General features: G+C 56.6%; 14 protein-coding genes and 1 pseudogene. 5 read left to right on the top strand and 10 right to left on the bottom strand.

What is annotated here, in order from left to right; all coding sequences use genetic code 11:
- Nucleotides 1–2 precede the first annotated feature (2 nt).
- Together ACR0I8_RS18145 and ACR0I8_RS18140 are read left to right on the top strand one after the other, a co-directional pair.
- Complete coding sequence (locus ACR0I8_RS18145) at nucleotides 3–599, top strand: TetR/AcrR family transcriptional regulator (protein WP_170693248.1); 597 nt, start codon at nucleotides 3–5, stop codon at nucleotides 597–599.
- Between the two features lie 1,301 nt (nucleotides 600–1,900).
- Nucleotides 1,901–5,281: a S8 family serine peptidase gene (locus ACR0I8_RS18140; protein ID WP_170693246.1), complete on the top strand. Its 3,381-nt coding sequence runs from the start codon at nucleotides 1,901–1,903 to the stop codon at nucleotides 5,279–5,281.
- 143 nt (nucleotides 5,282–5,424) lie between these two features.
- Here the strand turns inward: ACR0I8_RS18140 and ACR0I8_RS18135 are convergent, their stop codons facing one another.
- The 5 genes and pseudogenes from ACR0I8_RS18135 to ACR0I8_RS18115 form a co-directional block, all read right to left on the bottom strand.
- Nucleotides 5,425–5,664 carry a hypothetical protein gene (locus tag ACR0I8_RS18135; protein WP_170693244.1) on the bottom strand — a complete coding sequence of 80 codons (240 nt, stop codon included), beginning with the start codon at nucleotides 5,662–5,664 and terminating at the stop codon, nucleotides 5,425–5,427.
- Nucleotides 5,661–6,095 carry a hypothetical protein gene (locus ACR0I8_RS18130; RefSeq protein ID WP_480703462.1) on the bottom strand — a complete coding sequence of 145 codons (435 nt, stop codon included), beginning with the start codon at nucleotides 6,093–6,095 and terminating at the stop codon, nucleotides 5,661–5,663. Before ACR0I8_RS18130 ends, ACR0I8_RS18135 begins: the two co-directional genes overlap by 4 nt.
- 21 nt (nucleotides 6,096–6,116) lie before the next feature.
- The gene (locus ACR0I8_RS18125; protein WP_170693240.1) at nucleotides 6,117–6,845 is read right to left on the bottom strand and encodes an IS6 family transposase; all 729 of its coding nucleotides are present in this window, start codon (nucleotides 6,843–6,845) and stop codon (nucleotides 6,117–6,119) included.
- 99 nt (nucleotides 6,846–6,944) lie between these two features.
- Nucleotides 6,945–8,315: an FAD-binding oxidoreductase gene (locus ACR0I8_RS18120; protein ID WP_170693238.1), complete on the bottom strand. Its 1,371-nt coding sequence runs from the start codon at nucleotides 8,313–8,315 to the stop codon at nucleotides 6,945–6,947.
- A gap of 304 nt (nucleotides 8,316–8,619) precedes the next feature.
- Nucleotides 8,620–9,278, bottom strand: a pseudogene (locus tag ACR0I8_RS18115) (IS6 family transposase).
- Between ACR0I8_RS18115 and ACR0I8_RS18110 the strand changes: the two are divergent.
- On the top strand, nucleotides 9,186–9,419 hold the full coding sequence (locus ACR0I8_RS18110) for a hypothetical protein (protein ID WP_480526683.1): 234 nt from the start codon (nucleotides 9,186–9,188) through the stop codon (nucleotides 9,417–9,419). The pseudogene ACR0I8_RS18115 and the gene ACR0I8_RS18110 sit on opposite strands and share 93 nt — an antisense overlap.
- Nucleotides 9,420–9,806: 387 nt before the next feature.
- Here ACR0I8_RS18110 and ACR0I8_RS18105 read toward each other — a convergent pair whose 3' ends face one another.
- Complete coding sequence (locus ACR0I8_RS18105; RefSeq protein WP_480703460.1) at nucleotides 9,807–12,803, bottom strand: fasciclin domain-containing protein; 2,997 nt, start codon at nucleotides 12,801–12,803, stop codon at nucleotides 9,807–9,809.
- Nucleotides 12,804–12,933: 130 nt separating this feature from the next.
- Between ACR0I8_RS18105 and ACR0I8_RS18100 the strand changes: the two genes are divergently transcribed.
- Both ACR0I8_RS18100 and ACR0I8_RS18095 read left to right on the top strand, forming a co-directional pair.
- Entirely contained in the window at nucleotides 12,934–13,731 is a 798-nt protein-coding gene (locus ACR0I8_RS18100; RefSeq protein ID WP_170692028.1) for a DUF6502 family protein, read from the top strand.
- A 43-nt stretch (nucleotides 13,732–13,774) separates the two neighbouring features.
- Nucleotides 13,775–14,656 carry a DUF5666 domain-containing protein gene (locus ACR0I8_RS18095; protein ID WP_170692026.1) on the top strand — a complete coding sequence of 294 codons (882 nt, stop codon included), beginning with the start codon at nucleotides 13,775–13,777 and terminating at the stop codon, nucleotides 14,654–14,656.
- A gap of 104 nt (nucleotides 14,657–14,760) precedes the next feature.
- On the opposite strand, the gene ACR0I8_RS18090 is transcribed toward ACR0I8_RS18095, so the two are convergent.
- The 4 genes from ACR0I8_RS18090 to ACR0I8_RS18075 form a co-directional block, all read right to left on the bottom strand.
- Nucleotides 14,761–15,468, bottom strand: coding sequence for an IS6 family transposase (locus ACR0I8_RS18090; RefSeq protein ID WP_170692024.1), 708 nt, complete (start codon nucleotides 15,466–15,468; stop codon nucleotides 14,761–14,763).
- 546 nt (nucleotides 15,469–16,014) lie between these two features.
- Nucleotides 16,015–16,395: a hypothetical protein gene (locus ACR0I8_RS18085; RefSeq protein WP_170412890.1), complete on the bottom strand. Its 381-nt coding sequence runs from the start codon at nucleotides 16,393–16,395 to the stop codon at nucleotides 16,015–16,017.
- 114 nt (nucleotides 16,396–16,509) lie between these two features.
- On the bottom strand, nucleotides 16,510–17,688 hold the full coding sequence (locus tag ACR0I8_RS18080; protein ID WP_170337128.1) for a carbohydrate porin: 1,179 nt from the start codon (nucleotides 17,686–17,688) through the stop codon (nucleotides 16,510–16,512).
- A complete protein-coding gene (locus ACR0I8_RS18075; RefSeq protein ID WP_170412886.1) occupies nucleotides 17,685–18,449 on the bottom strand; it encodes a DUF3299 domain-containing protein in 765 nt (254 codons plus the stop codon). The genes ACR0I8_RS18080 and ACR0I8_RS18075 overlap by 4 nt, the downstream gene beginning before the upstream one ends.
- Nucleotides 18,450–18,467: the final 18 nt, after the last annotated feature.

The following is an 18,467-nucleotide window of genomic DNA, read 5'->3' as shown; positions in this document are numbered from 1 at the left end:
CCGTGGCCCGGACAATTGCCAAAGACCACGACCAGAAGCGGGAACAGATTCTCAAAAGAGCTGCGAAAATCTTTGCAGACCAGGGGTTCGACCGCGCCTCGATGACCTTGTTGGCAAAAGAGTGCGGGATCTCCAAGGCGAACATATACCATTATTACGACAGTAAGGATGCCATCTTGTATGACATCCTTGAGACCTATCTACGTGATTTACGTGACCGCATTTGCAACGTTGATTTCGAAGGGCTTGAGCCTGAAGAGAAACTTCGAAAGGCAGTCCGCGAAATCTTGTTCGCCTATCAAGGTGCTGATGACGAGCACCGGGTTCAGATCAGCGGTATGAACGCCCTCGCCGACGACCAGCAAAGGAAACTGCGCGAGTACCAGCGTGATATGGTCAACTTCATTAACAATATCCTAAAGGAGTTGTCTCCAGAGACATTGGGTGATGACAAGGCCAAGTTGCGCGGAGCCACAATGTCAGTCTTCGGCATGCTGAACTGGTATTACATGTGGAATACAGGAGCCGGAACCAAGGCGCGTGAAGACTACGCTGATCTGGTCAGCACACTGACGGTCCACGGCATTCGAAAGCTTTAGGCGGGAAGCACACTTTTTCGTTGAAAAGTTTATCATTGGTTTCCACGGTGAGGCCTCATTCAAGACGACTGCCAAATCGATTGATGCGACAATTGGATGCCGGCTTCTACACCAACGCGTTCAGGTCGTTGCCGATCTTCTGGCCAACGGCAGAATTGCACGAGAACAGATCGACCTAAATAAGCCCCCATTTCTCTGGCAAGCGCGATTGGCTTCGCTAAGGACCACCTGCACCCGGATCTCACACACATCACCGCGTCCCTCGATCTGCGCCGGAGCGGCGTCGAAGCCAAGGTCATCGCTGTAGACAAGGCGCCCCAACCCGATCCCCATCTCCGGTCCAAGCTACTCCGCGCCCCTGGCTTGGCCCGTGATGTAAATGTCAGGGTTCAAATGAAGGATACTGCGCGGCCGGAAAATCTCCCCGGCGCCCTCATCCGCAACCGGGCTCAGCTCGCCTTTCTATCAAGGAGACGCACGCCGCGATTCTCGACGACTCCTAGCCGCCCGAACTCACACTCAAACGTCTGGTCAGCGTGACCCATCCACTAGATTGGATCGCGCAGGAACGCATATTCGGCTTCTGAAACCCCCAGATTCCGCTCCCTGATACGGGATTCTCCCTTCTTGTTCCGTCGCACAATTCCCCGTTCCCACAAAAAAATTCCCTTTAAACTGTCAGGTAATAGTGAAATCTGGCCCAAAATCGACCCCGCCAATATGCGGCACTGAGACTGAGGCTTGAATCGTGCTCCGAGTGTACGGTTTGCTCCGTCTGAGATTGAAAACGCATGCGCCAACTCGCGAGAATTGCGGCACAATTCCGGATCAGTAAATACAACTGAAGTGAGACAAGTATGAGTGGCGGGGAGACAGGGATGCGAACAAGTCTCAGTTTGCCTCGGGAACCGCAAACCTATCCGGACCAAAGTTGACGCTATTCGCTAAGAGCGAGGGCGCGGGTCATCTTGAAGGTCTCTAGGCGGGCTATCGATCTTTTCTAGTTGAAGTGGTTGAATAAGGAGGAATGGACGGAGGCGAATTTCTACAAAGTTCGCATGCGCCTAAAACGCCGTATCGCGCGCCCGCGACAAAGGCGTTTTTTGCCCGGGCGCTGAAGCAGCGCCGAACCGGCCCCTGACCGTGACGGGTGGCAGGCGACAAGATTGAGAATCGTCGTGACTTGTGATAAGCTATTGGAACAGATCGGCGCATTTTAGCCGGTCTAATGAACATAATTTTATGTATATTTTTCAAATTATTATGGCCAAAACGGCCAATTCTTGCAAGGAGTTTTCCCGATGTCAGAAGACAAGCGTGTTCCCGCCTATTTGCGTATTCTAGTGGTAAACGCCAAAGACGAGGTTCAGCCGAATTCCAAGGTTGTGGTGCGAACCGGTGGTCAGGATGGTGAAGAGGTTAGTGTCCCTTTTGACAAGCCCACAGGTCACTATATCGCCCGCAAGCTGAAACCGGGGCCGGTGACGCTGACCGTTACGCAATCAGGTATGGAAAAACAGGTACGTGGCGCCCTTGTCGGCGACGGCGAAAACAACGAGATCTTTATTCTGGGGGAGGAAGGTGCGCGGACTTATTTTCGTGGCAAAGTCCGGGTACCGATCACCGCAGATCCGGACCTGATCGGTGTGGTACTTGATCGCAAGTTTCGCGATCAGGGTGGCGAAGCCGACGATATCGCCGCTGACCTTGGAATGGCCGTTGAGAAGATCCCTGACCTGGCCCGTCGGGCAGGGATGCGGCTGTTTCGGGTCGGGTCAGCAAACCGTGGTGAGGCCCTTGCCCAACTGACCCGCGCCGAGACTGTCGAACATGTCGGTATCGTGGTGCAAACCCGGGAAGGCGGGTTCAGCTTTCTGACCCGTGAAGTTGTGGTCAAGTTCACCGGCCCACGGATTGAAGAGGTTCGCAAGATCGCCCGCGAGTTTGGCTTGCGCGTCCAGCGCGGGCTTGTTTATGCCGATGGTGCCTTTGTACTTGAGTGGGACGGCAGCCCCGATGAGCTGCTGGATGTGATCGAAAAGCTTGCCGCGCGCGAGGATGTGGAATGGGCCGAGCCCAGCGTCGTGGTCTCGCCCGAGCTTGATGCGATCACCCCCGGCGACACCCTTTGGCCAGGGCTTTGGGACCGCCAACTGATCGGGTTGGAGGACGCATGGCAGAACCTTCAGGACGCAGGGCTGGATACCTTTGGCGACCCCGATATTCTGTTGGCTGTGTGGGATTCCGGCACGCAAACAGCAGGTGGAGTGCCCACCAACTCGGACTATGACGGGACCTTGTCGAACGGCCAGCCCAAAGTCCTGGCCAGTTTCGATTTTGAACTGATGGTGGCCAACAATGATGCGCCTTGGGACGATCACGGCTCAGGTGTTGCGGGCGTGTCAGTCGCGATGGCCAACAATCCGACTCCCTTCGGGGCCAGGGGCGTGGTTGGGTCAGCTCCGAATGTGCAGACCATGCTGGTTGCGGGTCGGTTGCCTTACGTCGATATCGAGGTGGCTGACCAGTATATCTGGATGGCCGGTTTCGATCCGCAAAGTCCGCTGGCGGGGTTTCCGGCCGCACCTCCGGCGAAGGGCGCGGATGTCATCACCTGCAGCCTGACACCAGGGGCCGGGTCAGTGCTTTCGGGCACCGCGCAGGCCGCGCTGGATTATGTCACAACCTTTGGGCGCGGCGGGAAGGGGACGCTTTGTTTCTTCTCGACCGGCAACCAAAACATGAACATCACTACCTGGCGGCCCTATGGGGCGTATGAAAAGTGCATCGCGATTGCGGCATCGTCGCTGGATGATGACGGCACTACCGAGATCCGGGGGCCCTATTCCGGCTGGGGTCCAATTGATTTTTGTACCCCCTCGCAGGATGCGCTGGGAACGATTCACAACCCCAATACCGGGTTCATGCCCTGGTCCTCGGCGCATCTGGGCGCGGGGAACCTACCAAGTCGGATTACGGCAACCACCACGCTGACGGCAGCGGCTAGTGCTGGCGCCACGACAATTACCGTTGCCAGTACCGCAGGTTTTGCCGTCAATGCGGTTATTCATCTTGGACCGTTTGGCGCGGTGGGAAGCGAACCGGCCCAGGTCACGGCGGTCAACGCAGGGACCAACACCCTGACTATTCAGGGCTGGGTCGGTGGCTTCTCTGGGTGGGGAGGCGGCCTGATGAATGATCACGCCTCAGGTGACGTTGTTGTGACTGGCCCGGCCAATCACAAGAACAACTTTGGCGGCACCTCTTCGGCGACGCCGCTGGCAGCCGGGATCGGCGCCCTTGTTTTGTCTGCAGATCCGAGACTGACCCATATCGAAGCGCGAGAAATCATGCGTGACACCGCGATCAAGCTTGATCCCACAAATACCGATCCCACCGGGCAATGGCTTGATATCAATGGCGACCCGTCGGTAACCTCTGGTCTGGCGCCGGTCAGAAGCGGCTGGTACGGCTATGGACGGCTTGATGCTGCGGCGGCTGTGCAGGGCGCTATCGACAACATGGCCAACCGAGACCTTGTCATCCGCGACAACCTGTCCGACAGCGGATCGGTCGCAACGATCGGCCAGTTCTGGAACAGTCCTGATATCTGGTGCCGGACCTCTGACCCAGACACTGATCCGGCGGCCTTCCCGGCCAGCTATGCCGTCGCCGGGCCGCATCAGGCGCCGATCCGCGGGCAACAGAACTGGATCTGTCTGCGCGTCGCCAACAATGGCACCACAGCCTCGCTTGATGCATGGGTCCGCATTTCAATCGCGCATTTCCCGGGATTGGAGTTCACCTATCCGACCAGTTGGCAACCGACCAACGGGCCAGGTGATCCCCTGCCCTCGCCTATGGTGCCCGGCACCTATTTCATTGGAGAGGCCAAGGTGACGGGAGTTTCCCCCGGGGCGGACCAAACCGTCGTTGTGCCCTGGCCTGCGGGGCTTGTTCCGCCGGCCACGGTCCCGACGGCGGGCGGCGATGTCAACTGGCACCCGTGCCTTCTGGCGGAAATTTCGCCCCATGATGGGCCGACACCAACTGGCAATCACGTCTGGGACGACAACAACCTGGCGCAGAAAAACATCTCGATCGTCGATGCAGATACCGCGCCGGGCGCTGATTTCCGCGCGATTGCTATTGTCGGCAATATCGAGAACCGGGCCAAGTGCGTCCATGTCGAGATCAACCGGGGCCGTCTGCCCCGACAGGTCCAGCTGTTCCTTGATCTCATGGATCCGGCGCTGACCCGCCAGGTGTTGCGGGGCGAGGATCAGGGCCCCGACACACCATTCCGGATTGAAATTGACCGGCTGGGCCGACTCCTGAGGATGTCTGAACTGTTTGAAAACAAAGTGCTGCGCGATCGCATCACCGGTCGTCTTCCGTCAGTGATCAACGACACTTTGACCGCCGTTCGCCCGCCTATGCGTCCGCCGTGGCGACGCGGTGTGCATGACGGGCGCGAGGTCATCCTGTTGTCGCCGCTGCATCGCATCAGGGTACCGATCTGCGCGGGCCCGGGGCGACTGGTGCCGATGATCATCGGGGGCATTCAGACCGGAGAAGCAGAGCCTGGCGAATATGAGATTGTCATGATCCAGCGTCAGGAGGATGGTTCGGTCAGTGGATCAGCAGCAACGCTCCTAAGGATCGACAAGCCAAAGGGCTGACACGAGCGGGCAAGCGGCGGTCAGGTCGATCGGCGCTTGCGGCGAAGTTGATCAAAGCGAAGGCCACTTGATTTTTCGCCGCGCCCTGTTTGCTTGCGCACACCAAACCTTGTGAAAACCGCACCACCATACAAGCGGGTCCGCTAGAAGCTTTGACTGACCTCGATCCCAGCGCGCGGGACTTCCTCTTCGTGGATATCGTAGGGATCGCCACTGCCAAGATTGTGACGCAGCAGGTCGCTGCGCGACCTGATGGGCTCCGGCGGGATCGGGTCATCGTCGATCAGGCGGGGTATCGCAGCGCGGCGCAGCTGGATTTCGCGGATGCTGCCCGGCACATGCACCGGGATAAACGGGATCCAGTTCTCGGGCACGCGAGTCATGACGTGGTAGCGCCAAGCGGCGTCGTTTTCCAAAGGATCGGTTGGCTCAGGAAACGGCACACAGGTCTCGATCCCCCAAACCATGTTGTCATCTCATCGCGGATCAGCTCTGCCGCCTCCAGCGGGCGCCCTTCGTGGATTTTCGGGGCCGAGGGGATCAAAAGGAGGCTGTTATCGGCGGGAATGTCGTTGGGGCCGCGTGTGGCAAGGTCGTACATCGACCAGCGCTGCCAATCCTGATCACCGCCCTTGCCTGCTGCCTCGATCCAGAGCCGTTCGCCAAAGACGTTTGTCACGTTTAGTCCAAGCAGCTTTGCAACAGATCCCGCAAGCATAGCCAGAGGCAACATGAACCAGTCGTTGGCGTAGACCAGCGCAAACTCCATCACCAGAAGGCTGTTGATCTCGGTCGTGTCGGGAGTTGCTATCAAACAAACTCGAAGCAGTCTCAGCTAGGCCAGTATAGCTGCCTTTTTTAACGCAGCAAGTTCATGCCACTCGGCGAGAGCGGCGGCGCGGGTCAGCTTGAAGGTGTCTCGACTGGCTAGCGATCTTCCCTGGTTGAAGTGATTGTAGACGAAGGAATGGACGGAGGCGAATTTCTGTAGACTTCGCATACTCCAGAAACGTTGCATGGCTCGTTCTCTTCCTCGGAACGGCAGGTGAGAGTTCTCAGCAGGGTTGTTGAGCCACTTGCCCGTCTGTTGTTTTTCCAGTGCACCCATTTCTCTGAGCACGGCTCTGTGTGAGGCGAAGCGATCCGTAACGAAGGTTTCCAGGTTAGCGTGCCGCTTCATCAATTTCCCAAGGAATTTCACTGCTGTAGCCTCGTTTCGGCCTTTGGCGACAACGGTTTCAAGCACATTGCCTTCTTGATCGACAGCCCACCAAAGATAATACCGATCGCCATTCACCTTCACGAAAACCTCGTCCACATGCCACTCCCATTTGGAGAACGCGCGCAGTTGCTGAACACGCTTTGGTCTGATCTCAGCAGCAAACATAGGGCCAAACCTGTTCCACCAATATCGAACAGTTTCGTGGCTCACGTCGATGCCTCGCGCATGCACCTGATCCTCGACATTCCCAAGCGAGAGCGGAAATCGGATGTACAGCATCACCGCAAGGCGGATTATCTCAGGGCTGGTTTTTAAGTACTTGAAAGAGGCAGGTCTGGTCATTCCCAAACGTTGCGCAACCGCGCTGCCCTGCTTAAGCACAGTTAATCTGACGAGACTCCACTTGGCGTTTTAGGTGCGTCGAATCCTGCTAAATGCCAGCTACGGCACGATGTTCTGGTTCACGCTAAACAGGTTGCCAGGATCATATTGCCGCTTGATCGAGAGAAGCCGGTCGTAGTTCGTACCATAGTTAGCCTTCACCCGATCTCCGTCATCATCGTCCATGAAGTTGATGTAGCCTCCCTGTTCGGAATGCGGCGCCAAGGCATCAGAATAATCACGTACCCATTTGATGTTCTTTTCGTCATCCGCAGGATCATTCGAAGCAGCCAACATCACCATCGAGAAGTTTGCATCGCGATGCCCGAAAGCGGTCGCATCGGGTGCGACTCGCTTGCACGCGCCATCAATCGGATAAAGGTGCATCGAGGCGCTGACACCCGGGGCGTTCGGTCCGTGTCTTACATGCTCAGCAATAGCCGCGTCGGTCAATTCTTTGACGTAGTTGCCCTTCCAATATTGGCGGATCCCTTTTGGGAAGAGACCGTCAAATGCCGCATTAATTGCCGGGAACGGTACCGGGCCAACATGTTCTGCCTTGACTTCTGCAACGTCGTGGAAGGGCTTGAACATCTTTTCACCCTCTGCAGGGTCACCCGCCCAACAAGCTACAAGTGCGACAAACATATCTCCGTGTCGGTCCTCAGGAATAAACGGGAGCGGGGGAGCAACTTGGAACGCCGGAAATCCACCCATCTGTTCCGGCGCGTCTTTGATGTACTCGCGGAAGAACTTCAGGATGTTTTCGGTCTCGGACACTTCATAGAACATTGGCCCCCAATAGACCGTGTCGACCGGGTGCAGCCGATATTCAAACGAGGTGCATACGCCGAAATTCCCGCCGCCGCCTCGGATCGCCCAGAACAGATCGGCATTTTCTTCGTCGCTCGCGATCACCAATTTGCCATCGGCCGTCACGACATCCACCGAAATCAGATTGTCGGCCGAAAGACCGAAGCCGCGGGTTAGATAGCCCACACCGCCACCAAGGGTCAGACCGGCTATACCCGTTGTCGAGATAATCCCACCGGGAGTGGCAAGTCCGAACGCGTGTGTAGCGGCATTGATGTCGCCCCAGGTCACGCCCGCCTCAGCCCGTGCCGTGCGTTTCACAGGGTCCACCCTTACTCCACGCATCCCAGAGAAATCGATGACCACACCATCATCTACGGTACCGAAACCCGGCCCGCTATGCCCGCCACCTCTGATGGCTAGCTTTAGATCGTTGTCGCTCGCATATCTTACCGCCATCATAACGTCGCCAGCATTCGCCACACGAACAATCACTGCAGGACGCTTGTCGATCATGCCATTATGAACGCTGCGGGCGTCTTCATAGCCATCGTCTTCCGGCGTGAAGACGGCGCCATGAACAAGATCGCGAAGCTCACTTGGTGATTTAGCAGTCATGTCTTCCCCCCCCTTTATGATACCAGAAGAATACCACAAATGGGCCAAACCAGCTAATTTCCGTTGATGAGGGACATTCGATTGCCGGCCAAGGCACAGCCTTCGCGGTGGGAAAAGTCGCCGACCAAACCAAGTGCCCATTCTATGCTCGAAGCGGACCTTCGTTGCAGTAGATCCGAACAAGCACTCTGCGGACGGAGCAGACATTCAAAGCAGAGGCCCATGCCACCAACAGCTCATAGGTTTTGGATGGTGCTGTCAGACGAATTCGAGCCAGTCTTTGTTTGCCGCGGAAACCGCGAACCTATCCGGAACAAAGTTGAGCCACTCGCCAAGAGAAGCGGCGCAGGTCAGCTTGAAGGTGTCTCGACTGGCTAGCGATCTTTCCTGGTTGAAGTGGTTGTAGACGGACTAGTGGACGGCGGTGAATATCTACAAACTTCGCATGCGCCTGAAACGCTGCATCGCGCGTTCGCGTCGTCGGAAAGGTAGGTGCGAGTTCTCGACGCGGTTGTCGAGCCACCTACGCGTCCTTTGTTTTTCGGTAGCGCCAAGCTCTCTGAGAGCGGCCCGATACGATGCGAAGCGATCCGTGACGACGGCTTCCGCCTTACCGTGCCGCTTCATTAATTTCTTGAGGAATTTCAGTGCTGCAGCTTTGTTTCGGCGTTTGGTGACAACGGCTTCCAGCACCTCGCCTTCGTGATCAACGGCTCGCCAGAGGTTGTGTCTCTAGCCATTCGCCTTCACGAAAACCTCGTCCACGTGCCACTTCCATTTGCAATATGCTCTCAATTGCTGAACTCGCTTCCGACTGATCTCAGCAGCAAAAAACGGACCAAACATTTTCCACCAATAGCGGACGGTTTCATGGCTGACATCGATCCCGCGCTCATGCAGAAGATCTTCGACATTCCACAACGAAAGTGGAAATCTGATGTACAGCATTACCGCAAGGCGGATGACCTCGGGACTGGTTTTGAAGTACTTGAAGGAGGCATGATTAGTCTTGGGCAAAAGCTACGCAAAACCCCTAACCGCCGCAAGGCAAGTCCTTCTGACAAGACCCCAGAAGATGCGGCAGGCGCGCTGGTAAACCCCTAAATTGCCTCCATCGGGTTAAGTGACGAGGCCGAGATACCATCTCATCTAGAGCTCACGAGATCAACCTGTATTTGGACCCGGTCGGGATGTGTGTCGTAAGCCTTGATTTGGTCGCGCTTCCTTATGTTGCGCCGGATATTCTCGAAAGTCCGCGGCCTGACGATCCGCATACTCTGCCTGATGATCAGCCCCAGCCTGATCCGCTAGACGACATCCTAGAAACGAACATGCCGCAGTACGATGATGACGGCACGCAAAGCGGCTAGAAAACCACCCGCGCCCTTACCTTTTGGCTGGCACGCGTGGTCCACACGCCACCCGAAAGTTATTGATCAGAAAAAATGCCCGTTGGATCCAAACGGGCACATTTTCAGTTCGTTTGGGCCCTTATGCGATTGTGTCGTACGCGCTTGGGGCGAAAATGAAGTCGGTTTCATCCAGATCCAGGTTGAAGGCCTGCACGTAGATGCTCTGTTCTTCTCCAAGGTGAATTGTAGCACCGAACAGGGATGTTTCGATCATATCGGATAGCTCGTCGAAGCCCGAGATCCCGGCACCGGACAGATCGATTGTGTCCTGTCCTTGCTGGAACCTTAGAATTTTGTCATGCCCATCGCCTGCGTTGAAGATGAACGTGTCTGCACCAAGACCGCCAGCCAACAGGTCATCGTCGGCCCCGCCGGTGATCATGTCATCGCCCCTGCCACCGCTTAGGTAGTCGGCCCCTTCGTCGCCGTAGAGGCTGTCATCGCCGCGCCCACCAAATACCTTGTCTTTCCCAAGACCCCCAAAACCGACATCGTCACCGCGGCCCAGCAGGATCTTGTCATTTCCGCCATTTCCGTCGACGAAATCATTGTCACGTCCGGTCCGAACGAAGTCTGACTGATCGCCTTTGATCACGAAATCAACGTCATTTGAACCGTCGGATTGCAGCAAATCTGCCGGTAGAAGAACGCCGTCCAGCACATGTGCAACGCCATTGCTGGCCGGTACGTCCGTTGCGATCAGATTCGGATCCGCGATGTCGGGATCCGCATCCACCAGCGTCGTGCCATCGACGCCAAGCGTGGCGCCATCCAGCAAGGTCTGGATCGAGGTTGCGTTCAGCACCTCATCTGAGCCCAATTCGCCGGGGGCTACGTGGTATTGCAGAACACTCTGCAAGAGTCCGATTGGATCGCCTCCATTCAGAAGTGCAAGAGCTTCTACCAGGTAGTCGAACGCGCCTGCTTCATCCCCTCCCTCAAAGCCCAAGGCCTGACTTAGCGCGACGAAGGCGGCATCGTTCGGAGCGAAAACGGTGAGGCTGGCATCAGGATCGTCAAGGGCTTCGACCAGGCCTGCAGCCTGAACCGCATTGAACAGGATGTCAAAATCTGTCGCATCGTCGTCGAAGACCCCCCCGCTTGCCGCGACGATTCCCGCAAGGGTCGGATCGGTGGGCTCGACAGGCTCATTGCCGGGAATGTCGATGGGCAGCAGGACGTGGTCGATGACCTGAATCGTGCCGTTGGAGGCCGCGATGTCCGGTGCAACGATGTTGGGGTTGTCGATATCGGGTTCATTGTCGACCAGCTCAGTGCCCTCCGAGCCGAAAGTCGCACCATCCAGCAGGGTCGTGACCTGATCCGCAGCATCGACCTCGGCCGCCGTTTTGGCACCGGGAGAGACGTGGTAGGACAGGATGTTCTGCAACAGCGGGATCGGGTCTCCGTCCGGGGCAAGATCGGTCAGCGCGCCGGCGATGAAGCCGAAGACAGCGCCTTCGTCGGCTGTGTCTCCGTCAAAGCCCAGATCGACCGCCAGCTGCGTGAAGGCCGCATCGGTCGGAGCAAAGACGGTGATGTCGTCGGCATCCCGCACGAGGCCGTCCAGACCGGCCGTCTGCAGCGCCATCACAAGAATGTTGAAGTCATCCGAACCGGCCGCGATGTCCACGATGTTGGGCTCATTGCCCGGGATGTCGATGGGCAGCAGGACGCGGTCGATGACCTGAATGGTGCCGTTGGAGGCCGCGATGTCCGGTCCAACGATGTTGGGGTTGTCGATATCGGGCTCGTTATCGACCAGCTCAGTGCCCTCCGAGCCGAAGGTCGCACCGTCCAGCAGGGTCGTGACCTGATCCGCCGCATCGACCTCGGCCGCCGTTTTAGCACCGGGAGAGACGTGGTAGGACAGGATGTTCTGCAACAGCGGGATCGGGTCTCCGTCCGGGGCAAGATCGGTCAGCGCGCCGGCGATGAAGCCGAAGACAGCGCCTTCGTCGGTTGCGTCTCCGTCAAAGCCCAGATCGACCGCCAGCTGCGTGAAGGCCGCATCGGTCGGAGCAAAGACGGTGATGTCGTCGGCGTCCCGCACGAGGTCGTCCAAACCGGCCGTTTGCAGGGCCATCACAAGGATGTTGAAGTCATCCGACCCGGCCGCAATGTCCACGATGTTGGGCTCATTGCCCGGGATGTCGATGGGCAGCAGGACGCGGTCGATGACCTGAATCGTGCCGTTGGAGGCGGAGATGTCCGGTCCAACGATGTTGGGGTTGTCGATATCGGGCTCGTTATCGACCAGCTCAGTGCCCTCCGAGCCGAAAGTCGCACCATCCAGCAGGGTCGTGACCTGATCCGCAGCATCGACCTCGGCCGCCGTTTTGGCACCGGGAGAGACGTGGTAGGACAGGATGTTCTGCAACAGCGGGATCGGGTCTCCGTCTGGGGCAAGATCGGTCAGCGCGCCGGCGATGAAGCCGAAGACAGCGCCTTCGTCGGCTGTGTCTCCGTCAAAGCCCAGATCGACCGCCAGCTGCGTGAAGGCCGCATCGGTCGGAGCAAAGACGGTGATGTCGTCGGCATCCCGCACGAGGCCATCCAGACCGGCCGTCTGCAGCGCCATCACCAGGATGTTGAAGTCATCCGACCCGGCCGCGATGTCAACAATGTTGGGCGGAATATCGCCTGCGCCAAGATCGTCATACGCCAAACCGGCCCCTTTGACGTTCGACGCGCTGACAACTGTCAAAGACGTGCCTGCAGGAGGAACGTTGCCAAGAAAGGTGAAATTGTCAGGCAAAAAACCGGGTTGTTCGACTTCCACCAGCTTGTAAATCTGACCATCGTCGCCCGAAAGCTCCCACACGTTCTCGGCGTAGATCCGGCCGTTGTAGCCGACGGTCTCGTCGCTATCGGCCCTGGTCAGCGTTGCGGTTTGCCCAGACAAGTCATCCCCGAATTCATTGAACCTCGCATCGCCTGAAAGGTTCTCGTCATTGTCCGAGACCGAAACTTCCACCGTCGGGCTGAGTGGCAACGTGAATTCCGCGTTCAGTTCGATGCGTCCTGACCCAAAAAGGTCTGCATTCTCAAAAGCGGTAAATTTGTAAGTCGCCATCACGTGTTCCTCCGGGTGTGTCCAAATTGCGTGTGTAATTTTCACACAGTTGACGGACGAAATGTCGCGATGCTGAAAAATGACAAGGGGAGGCGTGGAATTTTTTCACACGAAGCCATAGTGTTTCATCATGAGCGGCAAGCATTCTCTTACCAAGTCGGTTCTGTTCGAACATGCGATCAAGGCGCTATTGCGCCCTTTGACGCGTGCGCTGATTGCGCAGGGGATGACCGCGCCACAGCTCTACCGCTTTGTAAAACAAAGCTATGTGGACACTGCCTTAGAAGAGCTGGGCCTTGAGGCAACGGACAGTCGGGTCAGCGTGATGACAGGTGTTCATCGTCGCGACGTCAAGGCGATGCGGGCCCATGATACGTCCGACATCAAACCGGTTCAGCGGCGCGTTTCTACACTGGCGACTGTTGTTGGACGCTGGATGACTGATCCGAAACTCACGGATGAATCGGGCCTTCCAAGGCCGATGACTCGGGCCGAGTTTGATCAGCTGGCCGCCCAAACCAACCGCGACATTCGCCCCAGAACTATCCTAGACGAACTTCAGCGTCAGGGTCTTGTAACCGATGACGACGCTTTCCTTACGCTTAATCCCAAGGCCGTTTTCGGCCCCGAAGATCTGGATCAGAAGCTCGATTTTTTTGCCCGTAACCTTGGTGATCATATGGAGGCCGCGGTCGATAACCTTTTGGCTGAGACCCCGCCTCATTTCGAAAGGGCCGCATTCTTCAACTGCCTTGCAGAAACATCATTGGACGCGCTCGAGGCTGAGGCCCGCAAGACCGGTGCAGAGGCGCTGCGCAAAGTGGCGCAAGAGGCCGCCTCATATCAACAGGTCGACCACGAAAGAAAGTCGGCCACACACCGTTTTCGATTTGGTATCTATTTTTATCGAGAAGACGAAGAAGAGTGAGTTTACTACGATGACCAGTTGTCGCCCCAATCGCAGAACATTCATGTCTTCCGGGTTGTGCGCAACTCTATTGCCGGGCGCGGGGTGGGCGCAGTCGACAAAACGCGATGTCGAAGGTGGTCTTGGGGGCACTGGGATTGTTGGTGTTCTGGTAGATTTTGGCAGTTTGATCCTAGCCGGTCAGACCGTTCAAACAGACGAACAGACCCGCGTCGAGACGCGATTTGGACCTTTGCCCGTTGATCAGTTACGTGCGGGGGACAGCCTGACAGTTGAGGCCGAGCGTTTTGCCTCGGGCAAGGTGATCGCGCGGCGAGTCGAGCTGACTTACCCGCTTGTCGGGGCGGTGACCGCGTTTGACCCCAGCGAGGGCACGCTAGCAGTCAATGGTGTCGCTGTTTTCGTAGAAACGCGGATCACGGGGTTTGGCATTGGAGACCGAGTGGCTGTTTCTGGTTTGTGGCGCGGGGATACAGTTGTTGCCAGTCGCATTTCCAAGGCTCCGGGCCTTTTGGATTTGGTGGCAGGAACGGTTGGTCGCGGCTATGTCTCGGGTGTGCAGCTTTCCAGCGGAGCAACGACCTTGGGGCAAAGCGGGCGATTTGCGACGGTTCTCGGGCACTTTAATCCGGCGAAGGGCACGATGGACGCGCAGAAAATTGAATTTGACCGCTTTACCGGCGCTGCGGGGCCGCTCAAATCACTATCCGTCGAAGGCTGGTTGGAACCAACCAGTGCGGCTCCCGGTTTTCGGATCGCCGGATTGGGGCACAGTTTTGCAAGAAACCTGAACCTTGCGCCGTTTCAAGACCAGCGGGTTTTGTTCAGTGGTCCCTATACGGGCCGTTTCGCAGCAAATTCGGCGTTGGTACTTCCGGACAACCCCGGCGCGCGGAGGCGGCTGCTTTTAGAAACAAGCCTGTGAATTAGACTGGGCGTCTGACACTGCCTGCTTCTCTGACTTCGACATCGGTGCGGTGCTGTCAGACGAATTCGAACCAGTCTCAGTTTGCCGTGGAAACCGCGAACCTATCCGGAACAAAGTTGACGCCACTCGCTAAGAGCGGCGGTGCGGGTCAGCTTGAAGGTGTCTCGACTGGTGAGAGATCTTTCCTGGTTGAAGTGGTTGTAGACGGAGGAATGGACGGAGGCGAATTTCTGTAAACTTCGCATGCGCCTGAAACGCTGCATCGCGCGTTCGCGTCTTCGGAACGGCAGGTGCGAATTCTCAACGCGGTTGTTGAGCCACCTGCCCGTCTGCTGTTTTTCGAGCGCGCCCATTTCTCTGAGCGCAGCCTTGTAGGAAGCGAAGCGATCTGTGACGATCTCATCGGCGCAACCGTGCCGGCTCATCAATTTCTTGAGGAATTTCAATGCCGCCCGCTTGTTTCGGCGTTTGGTGACTACGGCTTCCAGCACCTCACCTTCGTGATCAACGGCCCGCCAAAGATAATGCCGCTTGCCATTCACCTTCACGAAAACCTCGTCCACGTGCCACTTCCATTTCGAAAATGCGCGCAGTTTCTGAACACGCTTCCGCCTGATCTCAGCAGCAAACATCGGGCCAAACCTGTTCCACCAATATCGGACAGTTTCGTGGCTCACGTCGATGCCTCGCTCATGCAGCAGATCTTCGACATTCCGAAGCGAGAGCGGGAAACGAATGTACAGCATCACCGCCAAGCGGATGATCTCGGGACTGGTTTTAAAGTATTTGAATGAGGCAGGTCTGATCATGGAAAAAAGCTACGCAACCACCCTGCCCCGCTCAAGCAAAGTTCTTCTGACAAGACCGAGAAGACTACGGTGCACTTAATTTCGGCGCCTTGATCCATGACAAACAAATTCGAATTTTGAAATGTCTGATTTGGGCTCAGAGCGGTCGTTCGCTGCGTTCCGTCTGAATGACCGCTCTGCGGACGAAACTGCCCTTCGCCGCACCTGCAACCTGGTCAGATCCGAATTTCGGGAAGGCGCAGAAAGCAGACTTTGCAAAGTCCGGTTGACCACATTGTCCACCAAAGGCGACAGTTCTGCTTCGCGACTGGGCTATACATAGCCCTCAAAGCGTATTGTTTGCGGGACTTCAGTTGCACCGTTTTCCTGAGCGAGTAGGGCGCGTGCTGACGAAAAGGTAGCAAGCGCAAAAAGAACAAGAAGGGCCTTTATCATCGTAGCACCTCGGATCCGGGTTTTGAACTTGGGCCGGGGTTCACAAATGATCGCCCCGGCCAGCGTCAGGGCAAACGAGGTAGTTCTTGCCCTGAAACATCGTACTTTCGTCTAGTTGAGAAGATCACCGACGATGCCGACGGCATCGACAACAGTAGACAGATCATTCGTAACTTCGAGGACTTCGCCATCGACCTGAATGTAGCGGTTTCCTTTGCCGGGCTCCCCCAGCTTCCATTTGGAAAGGTCCCCAATATCCTCGAACTCCAGGTCAGATGGGAGCTTGGCACCGCGCGTGTAGCGCTTGATCTGTCCAGGTGGTACAGCTTTTGGGCCTTTGCCGGGTTTGTCTTCTATCTGAATGCTGACATCACCGTTCTTGCCCCCCTTGTTCGGCTTTTTACCCTTGTTGTCTTTGGCATGGGCATCGCTGCCTCCAAGGATGAAAAACACAACTGCTAAGGCTGCAAGAATTCCGTATGCAATCTTCATAGATTGTTCCTTTGCTTCCCAACTTCATTCGACCGGCGTTGAAAATTCCGGCACGCGCTTGATCTCTCTTAGTTGCCCTTTGGCACACCCCTTAGTGACTGCCTTCACCCCGCATTAGAAAACGATCCGGGTTCTTAGACCGAACAGGGTAATCCGGTCCTGATCGGGATTTAGAAGCGGGTCGGAAATGAATTGTACCGATGGCGTGATCTGCAGTCCGGGTGAGATTGAAAAGCGGTAGAAAGCTTCAAGCGTGAACTGATCGCCATCTATGCCTCTTGCTTCGGCCCAGTTTAGGCCCAGACCGGCCAAATCGGTGTTGCGACCATAGTAACCGAGACCGGCAGAAATCGACCGTTCATAAAGCGCTGCGGTTCCCTTCGAGGCCCCTGCACGGAAGAACGGCATCCATTTATTGTCAACAAACCATGCGGCGGAAAACGCTGCGCCGTAATCTTCTGCTCGACTGCCATCGTCAGCCGCATCCGCATGCCAGAGGGTCAGATGGATATTGTCGAAGTAGATGCGATCAAAGCCGGACGTGTACCCAAGTTCGAGCGACTTGAAGAGATTGCCGTCGCTAAACACATCAAAGTTTGGATCGGACGGGTCGGCGTTTGCGTCTGATACGCTGGCAACGGCGTAGAGGTTCTCGCTCAGCTTTACCCCACCGGCAATACCAAGGCCTTGGTTGGGCGTGTTGATTGTCGGGTTGGTATTGAAAGACAGGTTTTGAAAACCACTGTAGGGGCTTACCAACCCGTAGATATCCACAAAGTCCGTTACATCAATCTGGCCGACTTGCAGCGCCCACGACCCATTCTCAGCCCTTTGGGTCCAGAACAAATTGGTCAGAAGCAAACCGTTGTCATTGAAGGCTGTTCCCGTGATTGAAAGGGCTCCGCCATCCAGCCCGAGAAATTGCGGAGCAACGTCAGTATAACTGTGCCTGTCTTCGATCTTGAATGTCAGAGACCCCCGTTCAGTTGCCTGCCAACTGCCGTAGAACCGCGCAATTCCGCTGGCTGCTTCGCCGGTTCCCAGATCAGCATCCGTGGTTTGGCCCAATGCCAGGTAGTCAATGTTGAACCGAAAACCACCCTCAGCCAGTCGGTCTTTCCACTGAAACCAACCCGGTGCGATGTTGCGTGGAAAATCGGAACGATATTGCGGATCGGTGAGCCCGTCTCCGGGCGCAAGATCGGCTTCGACTGAAGATGGCCCGGATAGTCCCTGAGCCGACGCTGCGCCAGCAAATGCAATGCTCAATGCGGCAACCAGAAGTCTTATCATTTTGACGCCTGTGCCCCACCGGTCTTGCGATTTCCTGCCGCGCGGATGAGATCAGCAGCACGCTGCTTCCATTCCAACCTGTCTGCCTCGGTTTCCAGAGTTTCGACACGTTCCGCCTCTAGCTGGAAAGTCGCATTCATAGGCATGAGGCCATCCACAACCATCATATTATGAACGGAAGGATCGATAGTCAGCGTGCCTGTCAGCCGAACGGGTTCGTGGAAATAGCTAGGCGCCCAGTCCCCGTTCAACCGCACACGGATCATCTGGTTAGGCGGAGGTGGAGGCATGTGGCTGCACATCCCTCTTTCTGGCACCAAATACGCCACAGGCCGGCCGTCCGGATCGCTTGGAGCAGGAATGGCAAAGCCCGCGAGTGTGATTGTTCTGCCGTCGAATTGCGGGTTTCCGCTCGTTCCAGCCTTTCTTCGACGTTCAGTCACAACCTCGCGCTGATCGAGTAACCAGTCGACGTCAATTCCGTCTGACACCAAGGCGTCTTCGGTCTCTGCTAAAAGCAATTGCCATTTCTGCCGTTCTTCGGCGCTGCCAACCTCCTGCTGCAACCTGCCGCGTATACGCACAACGAAAAGAACATCGTCGAACTGTTCGGGGCTGAGTTCACGATAGGGGTCATCAAAGACCTGCGCAGACGGATCTGGCAGATCTGCCCAGTCCAACGCGGTTCCAGGCGTCGCCGCAGCATCATAACCGCACAAAACCAACCCTGCGAATACTGCGGAGCAAAACCAATTTCGCATGAATGCTCTCCGGCTGCT

Source organism: Ruegeria sp. BG9 (assembly GCF_056538305.1).
Note: the sequence above shows the minus strand (reverse complement) of the source record. Positions and strands in the feature narration are given on the sequence as shown.

Excerpts from the sequence above, each read along its gene's own strand:
- ACR0I8_RS18110 (WP_480526683.1), top strand. The coding sequence starts at position 9,186 with ATGGCTGACATCGATCCCGCGCTCATGCAGAAGATCTTCGACATTCCA.
- ACR0I8_RS18080 (WP_170337128.1), bottom strand. The coding sequence starts at position 17,688 with ATGATAAGACTTCTGGTTGCCGCATTGAGCATTGCATTTGCTGGCGCA.
- ACR0I8_RS18125 (WP_170693240.1), bottom strand. The coding sequence starts at position 6,845 with ATGACCAGACCTGCCTCTTTCAAGTACTTAAAAACCAGCCCTGAGATA.
- ACR0I8_RS18140 (WP_170693246.1), top strand. The coding sequence starts at position 1,901 with ATGTCAGAAGACAAGCGTGTTCCCGCCTATTTGCGTATTCTAGTGGTA.
- ACR0I8_RS18090 (WP_170692024.1), bottom strand. The coding sequence starts at position 15,468 with ATGATCAGACCTGCCTCATTCAAATACTTTAAAACCAGTCCCGAGATC.
- ACR0I8_RS18135 (WP_170693244.1), bottom strand. The coding sequence starts at position 5,664 with ATGACTCGCGTGCCCGAGAACTGGATCCCGTTTATCCCGGTGCATGTG.
- ACR0I8_RS18085 (WP_170412890.1), bottom strand. The coding sequence starts at position 16,395 with ATGAAGATTGCATACGGAATTCTTGCAGCCTTAGCAGTTGTGTTTTTC.
- ACR0I8_RS18120 (WP_170693238.1), bottom strand. The coding sequence starts at position 8,315 with ATGACTGCTAAATCACCAAGTGAGCTTCGCGATCTTGTTCATGGCGCC.
- ACR0I8_RS18075 (WP_170412886.1), bottom strand. The coding sequence starts at position 18,449 with ATGCGAAATTGGTTTTGCTCCGCAGTATTCGCAGGGTTGGTTTTGTGC.
- ACR0I8_RS18105 (WP_480703460.1), bottom strand. The coding sequence starts at position 12,803 with ATGGCGACTTACAAATTTACCGCTTTTGAGAATGCAGACCTTTTTGGG.
- ACR0I8_RS18095 (WP_170692026.1), top strand. The coding sequence starts at position 13,775 with ATGTCTTCCGGGTTGTGCGCAACTCTATTGCCGGGCGCGGGGTGGGCG.
- ACR0I8_RS18100 (WP_170692028.1), top strand. The coding sequence starts at position 12,934 with ATGAGCGGCAAGCATTCTCTTACCAAGTCGGTTCTGTTCGAACATGCG.